Annotated in this window: 17 protein-coding genes; 8 read left to right on the top strand and 9 right to left on the bottom strand. The window is 61.4% G+C overall.

The features are described 5' to 3' along the window. Positions 1-7: 7 nt before the first annotated feature. A complete protein-coding gene (locus NA8A_RS08680) occupies positions 8-646 on the bottom strand; it encodes a PAS domain-containing protein (RefSeq protein WP_009450051.1) in 639 nt (212 codons plus the stop codon). A 328-nt stretch (positions 647-974) separates the two neighbouring features. On the opposite strand from NA8A_RS08680, the gene NA8A_RS08675 reads away from it, so the two are divergent. Both NA8A_RS08675 and NA8A_RS08670 read left to right on the top strand, forming a co-directional pair. After that, positions 975-1730: a rhomboid family intramembrane serine protease gene (locus NA8A_RS08675; RefSeq protein WP_009450050.1), complete on the top strand. Its 756-nt coding sequence runs from the start codon at positions 975-977 to the stop codon at positions 1728-1730. A gap of 145 nt (positions 1731-1875) precedes the next feature. Continuing rightward, positions 1876-2307, top strand: a complete 432-nt coding sequence (locus tag NA8A_RS08670) for a CBS domain-containing protein (RefSeq protein ID WP_009450049.1) — start codon at positions 1876-1878, stop codon at positions 2305-2307. A 107-nt stretch (positions 2308-2414) separates the two neighbouring features. Here NA8A_RS08670 and NA8A_RS08665 read toward each other — a convergent pair whose 3' ends face one another. Then, complete coding sequence (locus NA8A_RS08665; RefSeq protein WP_009450048.1) at positions 2415-2672, bottom strand: YjhX family toxin; 258 nt, start codon at positions 2670-2672, stop codon at positions 2415-2417. Between the two features lie 268 nt (positions 2673-2940). On the opposite strand from NA8A_RS08665, the gene gatB reads away from it, so the two are divergent. From gatB to blaOXA, 6 genes are all read left to right on the top strand, one after another. Beyond that, the gene (gene gatB, locus NA8A_RS08660) at positions 2941-4443 is read left to right on the top strand and encodes an Asp-tRNA(Asn)/Glu-tRNA(Gln) amidotransferase subunit GatB (RefSeq protein WP_009450047.1); all 1503 of its coding nucleotides are present in this window, start codon (positions 2941-2943) and stop codon (positions 4441-4443) included. Next, entirely contained in the window at positions 4436-4942 is a 507-nt protein-coding gene (locus NA8A_RS08655) for a GNAT family N-acetyltransferase (protein WP_009450046.1), read from the top strand. The genes gatB and NA8A_RS08655 overlap by 8 nt, the downstream gene beginning before the upstream one ends. After that, complete coding sequence (locus NA8A_RS08650; RefSeq protein ID WP_009450045.1) at positions 4942-5427, top strand: GNAT family N-acetyltransferase; 486 nt, start codon at positions 4942-4944, stop codon at positions 5425-5427. The genes NA8A_RS08655 and NA8A_RS08650 overlap by 1 nt, the downstream gene beginning before the upstream one ends. Positions 5428-5526: 99 nt before the next feature. After that, positions 5527-5925: an NADH:ubiquinone oxidoreductase subunit NDUFA12 gene (locus tag NA8A_RS08645; protein ID WP_009450044.1), complete on the top strand. Its 399-nt coding sequence runs from the start codon at positions 5527-5529 to the stop codon at positions 5923-5925. 125 nt (positions 5926-6050) lie between these two features. Beyond that, positions 6051-6482 (top strand): DUF2155 domain-containing protein, encoded by a 432-nt coding sequence (locus tag NA8A_RS08640; protein WP_009450043.1) that lies wholly within the window; start codon positions 6051-6053, stop codon positions 6480-6482. Positions 6483-6503: 21 nt separating this feature from the next. Next, entirely contained in the window at positions 6504-7313 is an 810-nt protein-coding gene (blaOXA, locus tag NA8A_RS08635) for a class D beta-lactamase (protein WP_009450042.1), read from the top strand. 110 nt (positions 7314-7423) lie between these two features. Here the strand turns inward: blaOXA and aat are convergent, their stop codons facing one another. The 7 genes from aat to NA8A_RS08600 all read right to left on the bottom strand — a co-directional run bounded on the left by aat (position 7424) and on the right by NA8A_RS08600 (position 15877). After that, positions 7424-8035 carry a leucyl/phenylalanyl-tRNA--protein transferase gene (gene aat, locus NA8A_RS08630; RefSeq protein ID WP_040672169.1) on the bottom strand — a complete coding sequence of 204 codons (612 nt, stop codon included), beginning with the start codon at positions 8033-8035 and terminating at the stop codon, positions 7424-7426. A 93-nt stretch (positions 8036-8128) separates the two neighbouring features. Further along, positions 8129-9472 carry an acetyl-CoA carboxylase biotin carboxylase subunit gene (gene accC, locus NA8A_RS08625; RefSeq protein WP_009450040.1) on the bottom strand — a complete coding sequence of 448 codons (1344 nt, stop codon included), beginning with the start codon at positions 9470-9472 and terminating at the stop codon, positions 8129-8131. 16 nt (positions 9473-9488) lie between these two features. Then, positions 9489-9959 carry an acetyl-CoA carboxylase biotin carboxyl carrier protein gene (gene accB / locus NA8A_RS08620; RefSeq protein WP_009450039.1) on the bottom strand — a complete coding sequence of 157 codons (471 nt, stop codon included), beginning with the start codon at positions 9957-9959 and terminating at the stop codon, positions 9489-9491. A 19-nt stretch (positions 9960-9978) separates the two neighbouring features. Next, the gene (aroQ, locus tag NA8A_RS08615; protein ID WP_009450038.1) at positions 9979-10422 is read right to left on the bottom strand and encodes a type II 3-dehydroquinate dehydratase; all 444 of its coding nucleotides are present in this window, start codon (positions 10420-10422) and stop codon (positions 9979-9981) included. A 243-nt stretch (positions 10423-10665) separates the two neighbouring features. Next, positions 10666-11433: a DsbA family protein gene (locus tag NA8A_RS08610; protein WP_009450037.1), complete on the bottom strand. Its 768-nt coding sequence runs from the start codon at positions 11431-11433 to the stop codon at positions 10666-10668. Positions 11434-11540: 107 nt separating this feature from the next. Next, positions 11541-12932: a M48 family metalloprotease gene (locus NA8A_RS08605; RefSeq protein ID WP_040672245.1), complete on the bottom strand. Its 1392-nt coding sequence runs from the start codon at positions 12930-12932 to the stop codon at positions 11541-11543. A 176-nt stretch (positions 12933-13108) separates the two neighbouring features. Continuing rightward, on the bottom strand, positions 13109-15877 hold the full coding sequence (locus NA8A_RS08600; protein ID WP_009450035.1) for an Rne/Rng family ribonuclease: 2769 nt from the start codon (positions 15875-15877) through the stop codon (positions 13109-13111). Between the last annotated feature and the right edge of the window lie 604 nt (positions 15878-16481).

The raw sequence follows: 16481 nt of genomic DNA, 5'->3' as shown, positions 1-16481 counted from the left end.
GCTTCGCTCAGTCCGTGCGCCCACCCTCGAACACAACCAGATGCCGGAAGCGCCGGCCCTGGCCTGGCTCGATCAGGCTGTCGGTGATGGAGCGCCGCTCCGGCGCGAGCGGAGGAACGGCCATCGCCGGACGGTTTTTCAGGAACACTGGATCGCGATCCGGATCGATAAGGCGCAGCGAGCTGATGCGGCAGTCGACCACCGGTTCCGTCCCGAGCCAGAAAGGCTTGTCGCAGGCGATGATCGAACCGAGCGCGCGGGGGCTTTCCACGCCGCCATCGAGCGGAAGAAGCAGCAGTTCGAAATTCGCGGGTTCCCCGCTTTGCGTCCTGCCCTCGAAGGAGAAGGTGACCACCGATTTGGCGTCGAAGGCGCTGCGGGCGAGCTTCGCTGCAACGGACCGGTCACGCCCCGACCACAGCGAACCGAAGGCGAAGCCTTTCAGCTCCTTGCCGAAGATGGCGCAAAGCCGCGTACCTGCCAGACGGAACACGGCTTCGCCACGCGCATCCTTTTCCAGAATGAACGTATCGGCCAAAAGCATCTTGATGTCGGCTGGCTCGACCTCCGTACGCTTCGGCGCCGGCCGATTGCCTCGCAACCTGTCCCAATATTGGAACAGTGTTACAGAACCATCCTGTCTCATGCCTCTTGGCTCCCTGATTCCGGCCCGGGCCTGTCCCATAGGCGAACAGGCGAGGGTGTTTTCAATAGCGACATGTGGATGGCTGCAGATTGCGTGCCAGAGGAGCGGCGTTTGCCCCTGCGCACGCATCATTAAGGTTAAAAAAGGGTTTAGATTGCCGGCCTTGCGGCGTGGTGGCAGTGTGACGGTCACAGGGACACGCCGAAAAGGCGGGACGACGGGCAGTGCGCCGCGCTTTCAACAGATCGGCCAGGGGGGCTCGACCAAAGCCGTTCGGGAGAAATCCTGAGCGGCTTTTTTCCGTCCTGATCCTCTGCTACCGAAGGGCATGAGCGAAGAACAGCACGGCTTGCCGGAACCAGAAACCGGCCGCAATCATTCCGCAGGGCGCGAGCCCGTTTTCAACCTGGCGCCTGCCGTGGTCGGTTTCGCACTGATCTGCATCGCGATCTATGCGGTGCAGGCCATGCTTCTCGACGAGCAGGGCCAGATATGGCTCCTGGTTAACTTCGCATTCGTGCCGATCCGTTACACCGGCCCCTATGCGCTGGATTTGGCGGCGTTCATCAGCCCCGTCAGTTATTCGCTGCTGCACGGCAGTCTCGCGCATCTTTTCGTCAACATGATATGGCTTGCCGCCTTTGGCTCGCCTTTGGCGAACCGCATCGGCACGGCCCGGTTCGTAGCCTTCTGGGTCGCCGGCGCGCTGGCGGCTGTGGCGCTCCATTTTGCCATCTACCCTTCGTCGGCAACGCCGCTGGTCGGCGCCTCTGGCGCCATCTCGGCCATGATGGGGGCTGCGGCGCGTTTTGCCTTTTATGTCGATCGCAGGCAATCCAAACCGGCCTTCAACGGTCCCCTGCTGCCAATCTCCCTCGTGCTCTCCTCACGTTCGGTTCTCGTGTTCCTTGCCGTATGGATGGTGGTCAATGTCGTGACGGGAGTGGGCTTCGGAGGAGGGCCTGATTCGCAGCAGATCGCCTGGGAGGCACATATCGGCGGCTTTCTGCTGGGCTTCCTTGGGATCAAGTTTTTCGACCGGCCGTCTCGAAACGAGAACCTGCGCGAAACCCGGACAGAATAGGGGTATAGCTCCCGGTTGCACCGGCCATCACGCCCTAACATCCTCTTTATCAACGATCTTTGCAGCACTCTCCACCCTTCGGAGGCTTGCCAAGGGCGATTTCCGGGCGCAACATTCCTGTGTCTGGAAAGAGGAGGAAACTGCCATGACGGTTAAGGCCATTCTCGATTCCAAGGGGCGCAATGTTGTGACCATCAGCCCCGACAAGAGCCTTGCGGAAGCCGCAGGTCTCTTGGCCGAGCGCGGCATCGGCGCAGTGGTGGTGACGCGCGAGGAGGGCCTGATCGCGGGAATTCTCTCCGAACGCGATATTGTGCGTGCATTGGGACGCAATGGAGCCGAAGCTCTCGATCAACCCGTATCCGAGGTCATGACGGCGAAGGTGCAACGCTGCAAGGAGGCGCACACGGTCAACGAGGTCATGCAGATCATGACTGCCGGCCGTTTCCGTCATCTTCCCGTTGAGCACAATGGGCGGATTGCCGGCATCATCTCCATCGGCGATGTGGTCAAGAAGCGTATCGAGGAAGCGGAACGCGAGGCGGAAGAAATCCGCACATATATCGCAACCGCCTGAGACAGGAGGCTGTCCGGCTTCGCCCCGGTTCCGGCGAGATGAAGCCGGGCTTTCATCGAGCATGAGGTTTGCTGCAGTCAGGCGTTGCCGCCTGACTGCAAATGCGCCTACCTGTTGTCGGGTTGCGAGCGCACGAGTTCGAGCCCCCGTCTGGTGATCCGGTAGGGGCCGCCATTCACCGATCTGATAGCGCGTTTGCGCTTCAGTTTGCGAAAGAGCGTCATGTCGAGGCAGGCAAGGTGCCAGCCCTCGCGTGTGACGCAACTCAAATCGATGATGAGGCCGGTATCGTCTTTTTCGATGTCGATCCGGCCGCCCTGCGCGAGAATGTGCAGGACGCGCTGTTCCGCGCGTGAAATGTCCATGGTTTGAAATCCCGGGAAAACCGTTGGCAAAAAGCCAACACAAAACGCCGCGCCGTTTTGCCGGCACGGATGCTTGCGGTTTTCTCGCCCCGATCCTGATCCTCAGGTCGGGGCTTCAGCAGGACTCACTGTTGGTAGACATAAAAACTCCGAATGTCGGCGCTTCATAGCGCAACAAGCTGGCGGAATAAAGCCGCTCGGCTTGCCACGGCGGGATGATTGGTCTAGCGAAAGCGCAGTCCTTTCGAACAATCCGACCGCACGGCTCATGACCATTATCGACACGCGCACGCCCGATCCCAAGCGTTTCATCTCCGGCGCCACCGGCGACTGGGAAATCATCGTCGGCATGGAGATCCATGCCCAGGTGACGTCGCAGTCCAAGCTTTTCTCTGGTGCATCGACCGCATTCGGCGCCGAGCCCAATGCCAATGTCTCGCTGGTTGACGCAGCCATGCCCGGCATGCTGCCCGTCATCAACGAGGAATGCGTCAAGCAGGCGATCCGCACCGGCCTTGGCCTGAAGGCGCAGATCAATCATCGCTCCGTCTTCGACCGGAAGAATTATTTCTATCCGGACCTGCCGCAGGGCTATCAGATTTCCCAGTTCAAGCAGCCCATCGTGGGCGAGGGCAAGGTGGCGGTCTTCGTCGGCCCAGCCAAGGATGGCTCCTTCGAGGAGATCGAGGTGGGCATTGAACGCCTGCATCTGGAGCAGGATGCCGGCAAGTCCATGCACGACCAGCACCCGACCATGTCCTATGTGGATCTGAACCGTTCGGGTGTGGCACTGATGGAGATCGTGTCGAAGCCCGACATCCGTTCTTCCGACGAGGCGAAGGCGTTTCTCACCAAGCTGCGCACCATCCTGCGCTATCTCGGCACCTGCGACGGCAACATGGACGAAGGTTCCATGCGCGCCGACGTGAACGTTTCGGTGCGCCGTCCAGGCGGCGAATTCGGCACGCGCTGCGAGATCAAGAACGTGAATTCGATCCGTTTCGTCGGCCAGGCCATCGAATCGGAGGCCCGCCGCCAGATCGCCATCCTCGAGGATGGCGGGAAGATCGATCAGGAAACGCGCCTGTTCGATCCGGTAAAGGGCGAGACCCGCTCCATGCGCTCCAAGGAAGAAGCGCATGACTACCGCTATTTCCCGGATCCGGACCTGGTGCCGCTCGAGTTCGACCAGGCCTATGTGGACGCCCTCGCTGTTCATCTGCCGGAATTGCCCGACGACAAGAAGGCCCGTTTCATGGGCGATTTCGGACTGTCGGAATATGACGCCTCCGTTCTGATCGCCGAGAAGGCCACCGCCGACTATTTCGAGAAGGTGGCCGAAGGGCGTGACGGCAAGACCGCGGCCAACTGGGTTATCAACGATCTGCTGGGAGCCTTGAACAAGGCGGGCGAAGACCTTGAAACCACCCGTGTCACGCCCGATCAGCTCGGTGCCATCATCGACCTGATCAAGGATGGCACGATCTCGGGCAAGATCGCCAAGGATCTGTTCGAAATCGTTCTTGCCGAGGGCGGCGATCCGCGCGCCCTCGTTGAGGAACGCGGTCTGAAGCAGGTGACGGACACCGGCGCTATCGAGAAGGCCGTGGACGACGTCATCGCGGCCAACCCTGAAAAGGTCGAGCAGGCCAAGGCAAAACCGACGTTGGCCGGCTGGTTCGTCGGTCAGGTTATGAAGGCCACGGGTGGCAAGGCCAATCCCCAGGCCGTCAACGCGCTTGTGAAGGAAAAGCTCGGCATCGATGAGTAGCGCCGGGAATTATTTCATCCGCACCGCGAGCCGCCGGGACCTGCCGGCGGTTCGGGCTCTGCTGGTTGAGACCTGGCACGACACCTGCGATTCCATTTATGGCGCTGCGCGGGTGGGCGAGATCACGGATAGCTGGCACAGTCCGGAGGCGCTCGAAGCGCGTCTCGGGCAGCCAAATTCCGAGTTCGTCATTGCAGACAATGGCAGCGAGATCGCAGGCATGGCCTATGCGGTCAGCGGCGAAGGGGGCGGGGCGCTGCACCTTCAGCAACTTTACGTCCTGCCCGCCAGGCAAAGGCTTGGAATAGGCCGCGCCCTGCTTGCCGAAATCGAGGACAGCTTCCCCGAGGCCCGGGAAATCCGGCTGGAGGTCGAGGAGGCGAATGCTTCGGCGATCGCCTTTTACGTGGCCAACGGCTTCTCTCGTCTGGGCCGCGCCGACGCGGCGGACCAAACTGCCGGCAGCCTTCCTGCGCTGATCTACGGAAAGACCCTTTGATGGAGAGGCGTGCGCAAGAAGGCGCTGACGGTCTTGTCATTCGTGAAGCGCGGGAAAGCGATGTGCCGGCTATCGTGGCGCTCTTTGCCTCGGACGCACTTGGGGGCCATGGCGACACGACGGATCCGGCAGCCTATGACGATTATCTTGCGGCATTCCGGCGCATCGCGGCGAGCGCCGGCGACACGCTTTATGTGGCGGAACTGGATGCGCAGGTGGTTGGCACGTTTCAGACCACTTTCATCACCAGCATGACCGGACGTGGCGGCACCAGCATGACCATCGAGGCCGTGCAGACCCGCGAAGACATGCGTGGCAAGGGCATCGGCGCGACGATGATCGCTTACGCTGTCGAGGTGGCGCGGACCTCCGGCGCGCGTCTTGTCCAGCTCATGTCCAACGCCCAGCGCGACCGTGCCCACCACTTTTACGAACGACTTGGCTTTGCCCGCAGCCATGTGGGTTTCAAGATGAAACTGAAATGAGGGTAAGGCGTTATCTCCGGCCTTGCCTTCTGGCCGGACGGACGCCATAACGCAATCGAAGCCACATCGGATGATGACAGCGAGCGAACCGAGGAAGCCATGAAGAAGTTCCTGCTTCAGTTTTTTACCTGGTGGAACGGCCAGACACTGGGCACGCGCTTGCACACATGGCGCAAGGGCACCCGCGTGGGCGAGGACGAGTTCGGCAACGTCTATTTCGAGGGCGGCAAGGACTCGGAAGGACGCACGCGTCGCTGGGTCATCTATAACGGTATTTCTGACGCATCGCTGGTGCCGCCGGGCTGGCACGGCTGGTTGCATCACCGTGTCGACGTCGCACCCGTGAACGAGAATTACCGGCCGCATGAATGGCAGAAGCCGCACCAGCCGAATCTCACCGGCACGCCGGCCGCCTATCATCCGACAGGTTCGGTGCTGAGCGACAAGGAACGCCCGCGGGTCACCGGCGAATACGACGCCTGGACGCCCGGCAACTGAAACTGGCAGCAGAAACCTGCCGTCTTTCTTGCCACAATTGCGATTTAGTTCGGGCTCTTGCATGGACTCGGCGAATCCGTCGAGTTATCCCGGATAGAAATCGGACGAGACGGGTGTCGCACCACATGACTTCAGCCCTGAGCAAGAGGCGCCCCGGCTGGCGCGTCGCAGCATCGGCCCTTGCCTTGATCGTGGCGTCTTCCCTGCCGGCTTCGGCCGAGCGGCTGAAGAACCCGGTTGCCGAGTTCACCGGCATCGACAAGATCACCGGCCGTATCATTTCCTTTGACGTCTATATGGACGAAACGGTGCAGTTTGGCGCGCTGCAGGTCACGCCGCGCGTCTGCTATACCTCGCCCGAGACGGATGAACAGCGCACCGACGCCTTTGTCGAGGTGGATGAGATCACGCTCAATCGCGAGATTCGCCGCATCTTCACCGGCTGGATGTTCGCCGAAAGCCCCGGGCTGAACGCGGTCGAGCATCCGATCTATGATGTGTGGCTGAAAACCTGCAAAGAAAAATCCGACGTACCGCCACCTGAAAAGACCCAGTAATTCAGGCTGCCGGAAACCTCGATGACGAAGTTCCTTCTGTCGTTCGGCGTATCTTCCCTGGCGCTCCTGCACGCGGCGCAAGCCGAAGCGCGTACCGTCTGCACCCTCATGGTCGACGTGGAGACGGGAGATATTCTCCATGAAGAAGGCGATTGCGGAAGCCGCACCACACCTGCCTCGACCTTCAAGATACCGCTGGCCGTCATGGGGTATGACAGCGGCTTCCTGAAGGACGCAGAAACCCCCAGACTGCCCTTCCGTGCGGGCGATCCCGATTGGGGCGGTGCGAACTGGAAGAAGGACACGACACCGGAAAGCTGGCTACGCTATTCGGTGGTGTGGTACTCGCAGCGCATCACCCATGAGCTTGGCGCAAGTCGCCTGTCCGCCTACGCCCGCTCCATGGGCTACGGCAACGCCGATTTCTCCGGCGACAAGGGGTTCGACAACGGTCTGGACCGCGCCTGGATTGCATCTTCGCTTCAGGTCTCGCCCGGAGAGCAGGTTGCCTTCATGCGAGCGCTTGTGCTCGGGCGTCTCCCGGTGACGCAGAATGCCATCGAACGGACCCGCTCTATCGTCGAGCGCACGGGGATTGGACGCTGGACAATCCATGGCAAGACGGGCGGCGCCTATCCCCGGCGTGCAGACCGCAGCTTTGATTATGCACGCGGTTGGGGCTGGTTCGTCGGATGGGCAGAAGGCGAGGGCAGGAGAATTGCCTTTGCCCGCCTGACGCAGGATGAGCGGCGAGACGCTGTTTCCCCCGGCATTCGGGCTAAAAAGGCCCTGCTTGAGGAATGGCCCGCTTTGCTTGACGTAGCCCGATAAGCCCGCCGGGATGTTTTCCGCGTGGGAGCGGCCTCTGGCCTGGTGGCAGGAGTGCAAAGGTCGCGTTTGCGTTCGGCGCTGAAAAAGCCTCTCCATGGCGCTGCCAGCCGTCAGAATCGGGCTTCGCCGCGCAAGGCCTCCTGTAAAAGCTGCTCGTAACGCGCACGCGGAATATCGATGGCACCGAAGCGCTTCAAATGCGAGGTGGTGAATTGCGTGTCGAGCAGCACGAAGCCACGCTCGCGCAGCCGCTCGACCAGATGCACGAGGCAAATCTTGGATGCATCGGTCTGCCGTGAGAACATGCTTTCACCGAAGAAGGCGCGCCCCAGCGTGACACCGTAGAGCCCGCCCATCAGCCCGTCATCCGTCCAGGCCTCCACGGTGTGGCAATTTCCGCTTTCGAAGAGCAGGCTGTAGGCCTCCCGGATCGGCTCGTTGATCCAGGTGTCATCGGCGCCCGCCCGCTCTTCCGCGCAGCCTTCGATCACGCCTTCGAAGCTGGTGTCGAAGGCGATGCGGAAAGGATTGCGCCGCATGGTCTTGGCAAGGCTCTTGGGAATGTGAAATGCGTCGAGGGGGATGACGCCGCGCGTTTCGGGGCGCACCCAGAAGACTTCCGGATCGTCAGCACTCTCCGCCATCGGAAATACGCCCGTCGCATAAGCGCGCAGCAGGAGGTCGGGCGGAATCCTGTAACCAGGGGCAAAAGGGCGTGTCATTGCACAAACCGGCTTGTGGGCATTTTCGGCCGGACTTCAACCGGGCGGCAGGCAAGGCCGGTGGAGGGCGGGCAAGGCCCGCCCGTCACGGCATCAGTTTTCTTTCGCCAGATAGTTTTCCAGCCAATGGATGTCGTAGTCGCCATTGGCGATATCGGGGTTGCCGACGAGGTCCTGGAAGAGCGGCAGCGTCGTCTTGATGCCGTCCACGACGAATTCGTCGAGCGCGCGGCGTAGCCGCATCATGCACTCCACGCGATTGCGCCCATGCACGATCAGCTTGCCGATCAGGCTGTCGTAATAAGGGGGAATGCGATAGCCCGAATAGACGCCCGAATCGACACGGATACCCAGACCACCGGGCGTATGGAAATGCGAGATCGTGCCCGGCGAGGGCGTGAAGGTGCGCGGGTCCTCGGCATTGATGCGGCATTCGATGGCATGCCCTTCGAAGCGCACTTCGTCCTGCGTGCAAGACAAGCCGCCGCCCGACGCCACGCGGATTTGCTCATGCACCAGGTCGATCCCGGTGATCGCCTCCGTCACCGGATGCTCCACCTGCAGGCGGGTGTTCATCTCGATGAAATAGAACTCGCCGTTCTCGTAGAGGAACTCGATCGTGCCAGCACCGGAATAACCGAGATTGGCCATGGCGGTGGCGACCGTATCGCCGATCCTCGTTCGCTGCTCGATGTTGAGAGCGGGAGAATTGGCCTCTTCCCAGACCTTCTGGTGGCGGCGCTGCAGCGAACAGTCGCGCTCGCCGAGATGGATCGCCCTGCCAGCTCCGTCGCCCATCACCTGCACCTCGATATGGCGCGGCTTTTCGAGATATTTCTCGATATAGACGGCATCGTCGCCGAAGGCGGCGCCCGCTTCGCTGCGCGCCGTGGCAAGCGCTTCTGCAAGATCGGCTTCCGTCTTGGCAACCTTCATGCCGCGTCCGCCGCCGCCGGCCGAAGCCTTGATGAGGACCGGATAGCCGATATCGGCGGCAATCCGCTTGGCGTCCTCTTCGTCGGTAACCGCGCCATCCGAACCCGGAACGACAGGAATACCCAGATCCTTCGCCGTCTTCTTGGCGGTGATCTTGTCGCCCATGATGCGGATGTGATCGGCCGAGGGGCCGATGAAGGTGATGTTGTGGGCTGCCAGAATGTCGGCGAATTTGGCATTCTCCGACAGGAAGCCATAGCCAGGGTGAATGGCATCGGCGCCGGTAATTTCGCAGGCCGCCAGAATCTGATGGATGTTCAGATAGCTCTCGCGCGAGGGCGGGGGACCGATGCAGACGCTTTCATCGGCCAGCCGCACATGCATCGCGTCGGCATCTGCCGTGGAGTGAACGGCCACCGTCTTGATGCCGAGCTCCTTGGCCGCGCGCAGTACGCGGAGTGCGATTTCGCCCCGATTGGCGATGAGAATCTTGTGAAACATACGCTGAGGTCCCGGCCTATTCGATCACGACCAGCGGCTCGCCATATTCGACCGGCTGCGCGTCCTCGAAAAGGATCGCGGTCACCGTACCGGAGCGCGGCGCGGGAATCTGGTTCATCGTTTTCATGGCTTCGATGATGAGAAGCGTCTGGCCTTCGCGGACGGTCTGGCCGATCTCGATGAAGGCGTTGGCGCCGGGAGCCGGCGACCGGTATGCCGTGCCGACCATGGGCGAGGGAACGGCATTCTTGGAATCGGCTGCAGCAGGCTTCTCGTCGCCGGCGCGCGGCGCAGCCGCTGCTGGCGCGGCAGCAACCGGGGCAGGCGCTGGCGCATAGGCCTGAACCGCGGCTGCCGGAGACTGCTTGGAGACGCGTATGCGCAGGTCGTCCTGCTCCACTTCGATCTCGGTCAGCTGCGTCTCGTTGAGGATCGTCGCGAGCTCACGAATGAGTTGCTGATCGATGCCAGGTTTTTTTGTCGACATTTTTTCGTCCTGTTTGTTTTCAGCCCTGCAGGCGGGCGGCAAGCGCATCGAGCGCGAGTACATAACCGATTGTGCCCAGACCGCAAATCATACCTGTTGCAGCGGGCGCGAGCATCGAGCGATGCCGAAAGGGCTCCCGCGCATGAATGTTCGAGATATGCACCTCGATGACGGGGAGAGGATCGACCGCGCGCACCGCATCGTGCAGCGCGATTGACGTGTGCCCATAGGCGCCCGGATTGATGATCGCCCCGACAGCCTTGTCGCCGGCTTCCTGAACCCAGTCCACCAGATCGCCCTCGTGGTTGGATTGGCGGAACACGGGCTCCAGGCCGAGCACGGCTGCCTTTTCGGCGCACATCTTCTCGATGGCCTCGAGAGAGAGGGCTCCATAGATACCCGGCTCCCGTCTGCCAAGCATGTTCAAATTGGGTCCGTTCAGAATGAAGACCGTTTTTGCCATAAAAGTCCCCTTGGCCCCGCGCGGCACAATCAAGCGCCCTCTATAGAGGGCTTAGACCGCGTCGCAAAGATGGCAAGGGGCTTCTTGCTCTGTCCACAAAGGCCTTATAGGCACTTTACAGCGCCATGCGTCCTTTAGGACGCACAAGAGGCGCTGTAAATTATGCAATTGCGCATTGCGCTTGTTGAAAGCCGGTTTCCGATCGTCAGGCAGACGCGCCATCTGAAAATTGCCGAAAGAGGCTCAGCATTTCGTCGTCAGGCAAGCGCGGGCTTCCTCGATCTTCTCCTCCAGCGTAGCCTTGCCCAGGGCTCCGAAGACGACTTCATTGCCGATGACATAGGCCGGGGTGCCGGTCACGGCCAGCTTGTTGGCGAGATCGTAGGTCTTTCCGAAGACTTCCTGGATCTTGGCATCCTTCATATGTTCGCGAATGGCGGTCTCATCGATGCCGAGGCCGGTGGCGATCTGCATGGCAAGCTCGCCGTTCGCGCGGGCCTCTCCGCCGAGGAGCTTCTGGTGGAATTCAGCGTATTTGTCCGGGGCGGCCGCATGCACGGCCATCGATACCACATGGGCCTCGCGCGATTCAGGCGAAAGGATCGGGAACTCCTTCAGGACGAAGCGCACATCCTTGTTTTCCTCGACCAGAGCCTGCATGTCGCCAAGGGCGCGCTTGCAGAAACCGCAATTGTAATCGAAGAACTCGACGACGGTGACAGGCGCATCCGGATTGCCGATCACGCCGTCATAAGCGCTGCTGAAGATGGCTTCCCGCTCGCTTTCAAGAACGGCGCGCTGCGCGACTTCCTGCTGTTCGCGCTGCTTCTTCTCAAGCGCATCCTGCACTTCAAGCATGATTTCGGGGTTGGCAAGCAGATATTCGCGCACGATCGTCTCGACTTCAGCGCGGTCCAGCTCGGCGGCTGTTGACTGTGCAACGCCGGAAAGCGGGGAGACCAGAAGCGCGGTGGCGGTCAGGAGAACGCCGGCTTTTTGTGAAATTCGCATATTCGGTTCCAGTTCTTGGTGAGAAACGGTTTCAAGTCTGTGTGCCGTGAGCGGCAGAAAGGTTCATCGGTATCAGCTCTAAAGCGGCTGCCCCTAACGCGGCTGCCCTAACGCGGCTGCTTGTATTGAACGATATCCTGGGCGCGCAGCCAGCCGGGTGAGCCGCGCTTCATCTTCTGTTGTGCCCGCATCGCGAAAATTTTTGCATCGCGATATTGGCCCGAATGGAAATGCCCCTCGGCGGTTGCGAGGTCTGCCGCCGCAATATCGCCGCTCTGTCCATAGGCCTGTGCGAGATAGCGGTAGCCATTGGCGAATTCGGGTTCGCGCGATAATCCGGTGGCAAGCTCCGATGCCGCCTTTTTCACAAGTGTGGGCTTTCCGGTCGCAAGCAGTGCTTGCCCGTAGCCGACCTGCAGCAGCCCCGGTGTTCCAGGCGCAAGCGCGATGGCCTTCGCATAGGCGTTCGCCGCCTCCTCGGCCCGGTTGAGCTTGATGAGGACATCGCCGCGCAGCTCCTGAAGATAGGGATTGCGCGGCATGGACGAGATGAGTGCATCGGCCTTCTTCAGCGCATCGCGCGGATTGCCGGTAAGATAGGTCGAGATCGCATTTCCATAGCGTGCGGGAATGCCGTTCGGATCCTTGCGGAAAAGGCGGGGCACAGCCTGCGCGCCCTCGGTATAGGCGGCGACCTTCGCCCGCATCATATCGTGGCGCAGTTGCAGTTCCGGAGGATCCTTGCGGTCGAAATAGGGGCTCTTGCGGGCCTGTTCCTCAAGATTGGCGATACGCTCGCGCGGCAGGGGGTGGCTGACCTGATAGGGGTCCACATTCACGCCGGCGAGCGCCATTCCACCTGCGAGCCGCTGGAAGGTGGTCAACATGCCCTTGGCGGATTGTCCGGTCTTGTTGAGATAGTCGATCGCGGTGCGGTCGGCGGTTGCCTCTTCCGAACGCTGATAGCTCAACAGACCGCGCCGCGCGATCTCTGCACCGCCTGCAGCGATGCCTACGCCCGCCTGCGCCAGGTCTCCCGACTTGGAGGCCGCGCCGGCGACACCGGCACCAAGCCCGACAAGCGCGGCCACAATCGCCATGGTCTGCGCCCGGGCGATCTGCTGGCGCAACCGTTCCTGGTGTCCGCCGGCGATATGGCCAGCTTCATGCGCGATGATGCCGATGATCTCGTTCGGCGATTCCGCTTCCATCAGCGTTCCGGTGTGAATGAAGATGCGCCGGCCGGCCACAAACGCGTTGAAGCTGCGGTTGTTGACCAGAACGATGTCGATACCGGAGCGTGAAAGCCCCGCCGCCTTGAGGATGGGACGCGCATATTCGGTAACGAGCGCCTCGATCTCGGCATCGCGGACGATGGCGACACGTTGCTGCGCCACGGCGGCCGGCGGCGCCGCAAAGACGAAGACATGCGCGCAAGCCAGAAAAAGCGCCGCAAAACGGGACGAAGACAACCGGAAGAGGGGCCATTTTTTCCACATGGCCCGATAGGTAGACGAGCAAAAAGGCGTTGGAAAGACAAAACAGGCGCCGATCATGGAGTTTTGATCGGCGCCTTTGGACGCTGCGGAAAGAAAAAGGACCGGCTCATCGAGCCGGTCCCGTTCATTTCATTCCGTATGCCCCGTTCACCACGGGTGCATTGAGAGGCCAGACCTCAGAGGAAGCCCTTGCGCTGCCACCAGCCGGTTTTGCGCGGCGCATCGGCGTTTGCAGACTCGGAAGAAGAAACCACCGGCTCGAGCTTGGCTGGTTCCTTGGTTTCGGCCGCTGCAGTGTCGGCTTTTGTCTCGACCTCTGGCTCGGCCACGACCTCCGCCTTGGTTTCGGCTTCCGCTTCCGCCTTCGCCTTGCGGCGCGGTGCTGCGCGTTTGCGGGCAGGGGCCTTGGCCGGCTTTTCCTCATCTGCCGTTTCTGAGACCGCCTCGGTTGCCACGGTCTCTCCTGCTGCAGCCGGAGCCTCCCCCGCCTCATCCTTCGCTGCGGCCTTACGTGTACGCCGGCGCGGCTTCTTGGCGGGCTTCTCGTCCTCGGTGGCCTCGGGCGCTGCCACCTCGGCGGCAACCGGCGCATCAGCCTCCACGGTGTTCGCGGCATCCGCAACGGCGGTTTCCGTTTCGGTCACCTCATCGGACTGGCCGGAAAGCTCGGCTCCTGCCTCGGCGGTACCTTCGGCGGCGTCGCCTTCGGTCTCACCCGTTGTCTCGGCCTGCTGTTCGCCACGGCGATTGCGGCGACCGCCGCGCTTGCCGCGATGACGCTTCTTGCGCTCGCCCGTGCCCTCTGCCTGAGCGGCGTTTTCATCGCCATCTTCAGCCGGTGAAGCGGCCACAACCTCGCCGTCGTCAGTTTCGGCATCGGTGTTCTCGGCAATCTGATCGCCATTGGCCTGTTCGGCCTGCGCGTTGCCGTTGCGGTTGCGCCCGCCGCGGCGTTTGCGCTTGCGCCGCCGCTTGCGGCCTTCACCGTCCTCGTTTTCGTTTACCTCGGGAATGGGAGCCTCTTCCTCCTCATCCTCGATCTCCACATGGGCAATCACCGGTGCGGCGGGTGCCTCATGGGCGGATTTGTCGGCGAGCTGTTTCTTGACGATGGCGAAATGCTGTGCGCCCACCTCATCGTCCGCCTCGACCATGATGGAAACGCCGAAGCGGCTCTCCATCTCGATGAGGTTGGCCCGCTTCTGATTGAGCAGATAGAGCGCCGTCGCAGCCGGCGTGCGCACCACGATGTCGTTGCGTGCGTCCTTGAGCAGATACTCCTCGATGGAGCGCACCACATAGAGCGCCACAGAGGAATCCGAGCGGATCTGCCCGGTGCCGCCGCAATGGGGGCAGGGCTGCATCGTGCTTTCCAGAACGCTGGCACGGATGCGCTGGCGTGACATCTCCAGAAGGCCGAAATGCGAGATGCGCCCCACCTGGATGCGGGCACGATCGTTCTTCAGGCAATCCTTGAGGCGCTTTTCCACCGCACGGTTGTTGCGGTTCTCTTCCATGTCGATGAAATCGATCACGATGAGACCGGCCAGATCGCGCAGGCGGAGTTGGCGGGCGACTTCCTCCGCCGCTTCCAGATTGGTCTGCAGCGCGGTGTCTTCGATGGAATGTTCCTTGGTCGAGCGACCGGAGTTCACATCGATTGCCACCAGAGCTTCTGTCTGGTTGATGATAATGTAGCCGCCGGACTTCAACGTCACCTGCGGCTGCAGCATACGGTCGAGCTGTGCCTCGATGCCGTTGCCCGCAAAGATCGGCGTGACCTCGCGATAGGGCTGGACGACCTTTGCATGGCTCGGCATGAGCATGCGCATGAAGTCCTTGGCTTCGCGATAGCCTTCCTCGCCTGCCACAAGGATTTCGCCGATATCCTTGTTGTAGAGGTCGCGCACCGAACGCTTGATCAGGCTGCCTTCCTCATAGACGAGGGCGGGCGCCGTCGATTCGAGCGTCAGGCCGCGCACCTTCTCCCAAAGGCGCATCAGATAGTCGTAGTCCCGCTTGACCTCGACCTTGGTGCGGTTGGCGCCTGCCGTGCGCAGGATAACGCCCATGCCCTCCGGCACTTCGAGGTGGCGCACGATGTCCTTGAGCCGCTTGCGGTCCTGAACATTGGTGATCTTGCGCGAAATGCCGCCGCCACGCGCCGTGTTGGGCATCAGGACGGAGTACCGGCCGGCCAGCGACAGATAGGTCGTCAGGGCGGCGCCTTTGTTGCCGCGCTCTTCCTTGACCACCTGCACGAGCAGAATCTGACGGCGCTTGATAACTTCCTGAATCTTGTAGTTCTTGCGCGCCGGACGCCGGCGGTTTTGCGCCTCGTCGAGCGCATCTTCCGCGCCGACCGTGTCGACATGGTCGTCGTCGCCACCGTTTTCGTTGCCATTGGCGGCGCTGTCGTCGGAACCCGAGGCGTCTTCGCGCACTTCTTCAGAAACCGTTTCGTCGGAAACCTCTGCCGCGATGGCGGCCGGGCTGTCCTCGCCGTCGGTCTCGTCCTTTGCCTCGTCGTCGGCCCCGTTATCGGCTTTGCCGGCTTCTTTGCGGGGGGACTTCTTGGTGTTGGCGCGCCGCCGCTTGCGTCCGCCCTTCTGGGCTTGACGGGCTTCGTTTTCCTCGTCCTCGTCTTCCGCCTTGGCCTCTTCTGCCTCTGCGTCGATCAAGGCCTGCCGGTCGGCAACAGGAATTTGATAGTAATCGGGATGGATTTCGCTGAAGGCGAGGAAACCGTGCCGGTTGCCTCCATATTCAACGAACGCCGCCTGAAGCGAGGGTTCGACGCGCGTTACGCGCGCCAGATAGATGTTTCCCCTGAGCTGCTTCTTGTCTTGCGATTCGAAATCGAATTCTTCGATGCGGTTACCGCGAAGGACGACGACCCTTGTTTCCTCCGGATGGGAGGCGTCTATAAGCATTTTGTTCGGCATTAATTCTTGTCTCCCCGGCACCGCGCGAAAGCCTCAAGCCGTAAGGACTGTCGGTGTCGGATAATTTGAGGTCCGCTGGCGCCGGCAACCGCGCGAAAAAAGTCCGAGCTCCCGAATGAACGGGGCATGTTAGTCTGGAGCTTTTCTCTATCGCGCCTGCAGCCATTACATCGCCCGGCAGAACCGTTTCAACTAAGGCCCGAGCAGCGGGCCAGCTTTTGCTCACAGCGAGCCAGCAGGTGTTAAGACCCACCGTTTCTTGAAGTCAGAGCTTCCATCGTGGGGAAGGACCCTGAGAAATTCCTCTGAATCACCGCTCGTGCACAATATGACGGCGCGAGGTGCGGCGGCAGAAATGGTTCGCCCCATCTTTCATCGCCGGTGTCAGCGCGGACACTATTGAGGACGAGTAGCGCGATGATTCAAGACGCTTTTATGTTCTGGCAAATGCGTTGGCAACCCGTATTTCCATCGGCTGCCCCTGCGGCAGCCGTGCTGGGCAAAATGTCGGCCTCTTCGTGAAGGCCATTGTTGATTGCCTATCAACAATGTGGTTTGCGAAGCTTATGGACCCGTGCTGCAGTGATTCGGGCCCCAAAATCAC

The sequence above is a fragment of the Nitratireductor indicus C115 genome, assembly GCF_000300515.1.
In the GTDB taxonomy this organism is placed as follows: Bacteria; Pseudomonadota; Alphaproteobacteria; order Rhizobiales; family Rhizobiaceae; genus Nitratireductor; species Nitratireductor indicus.
Note: the sequence above shows the minus strand (reverse complement) of the source record. Positions and strands in the feature narration are given on the sequence as shown.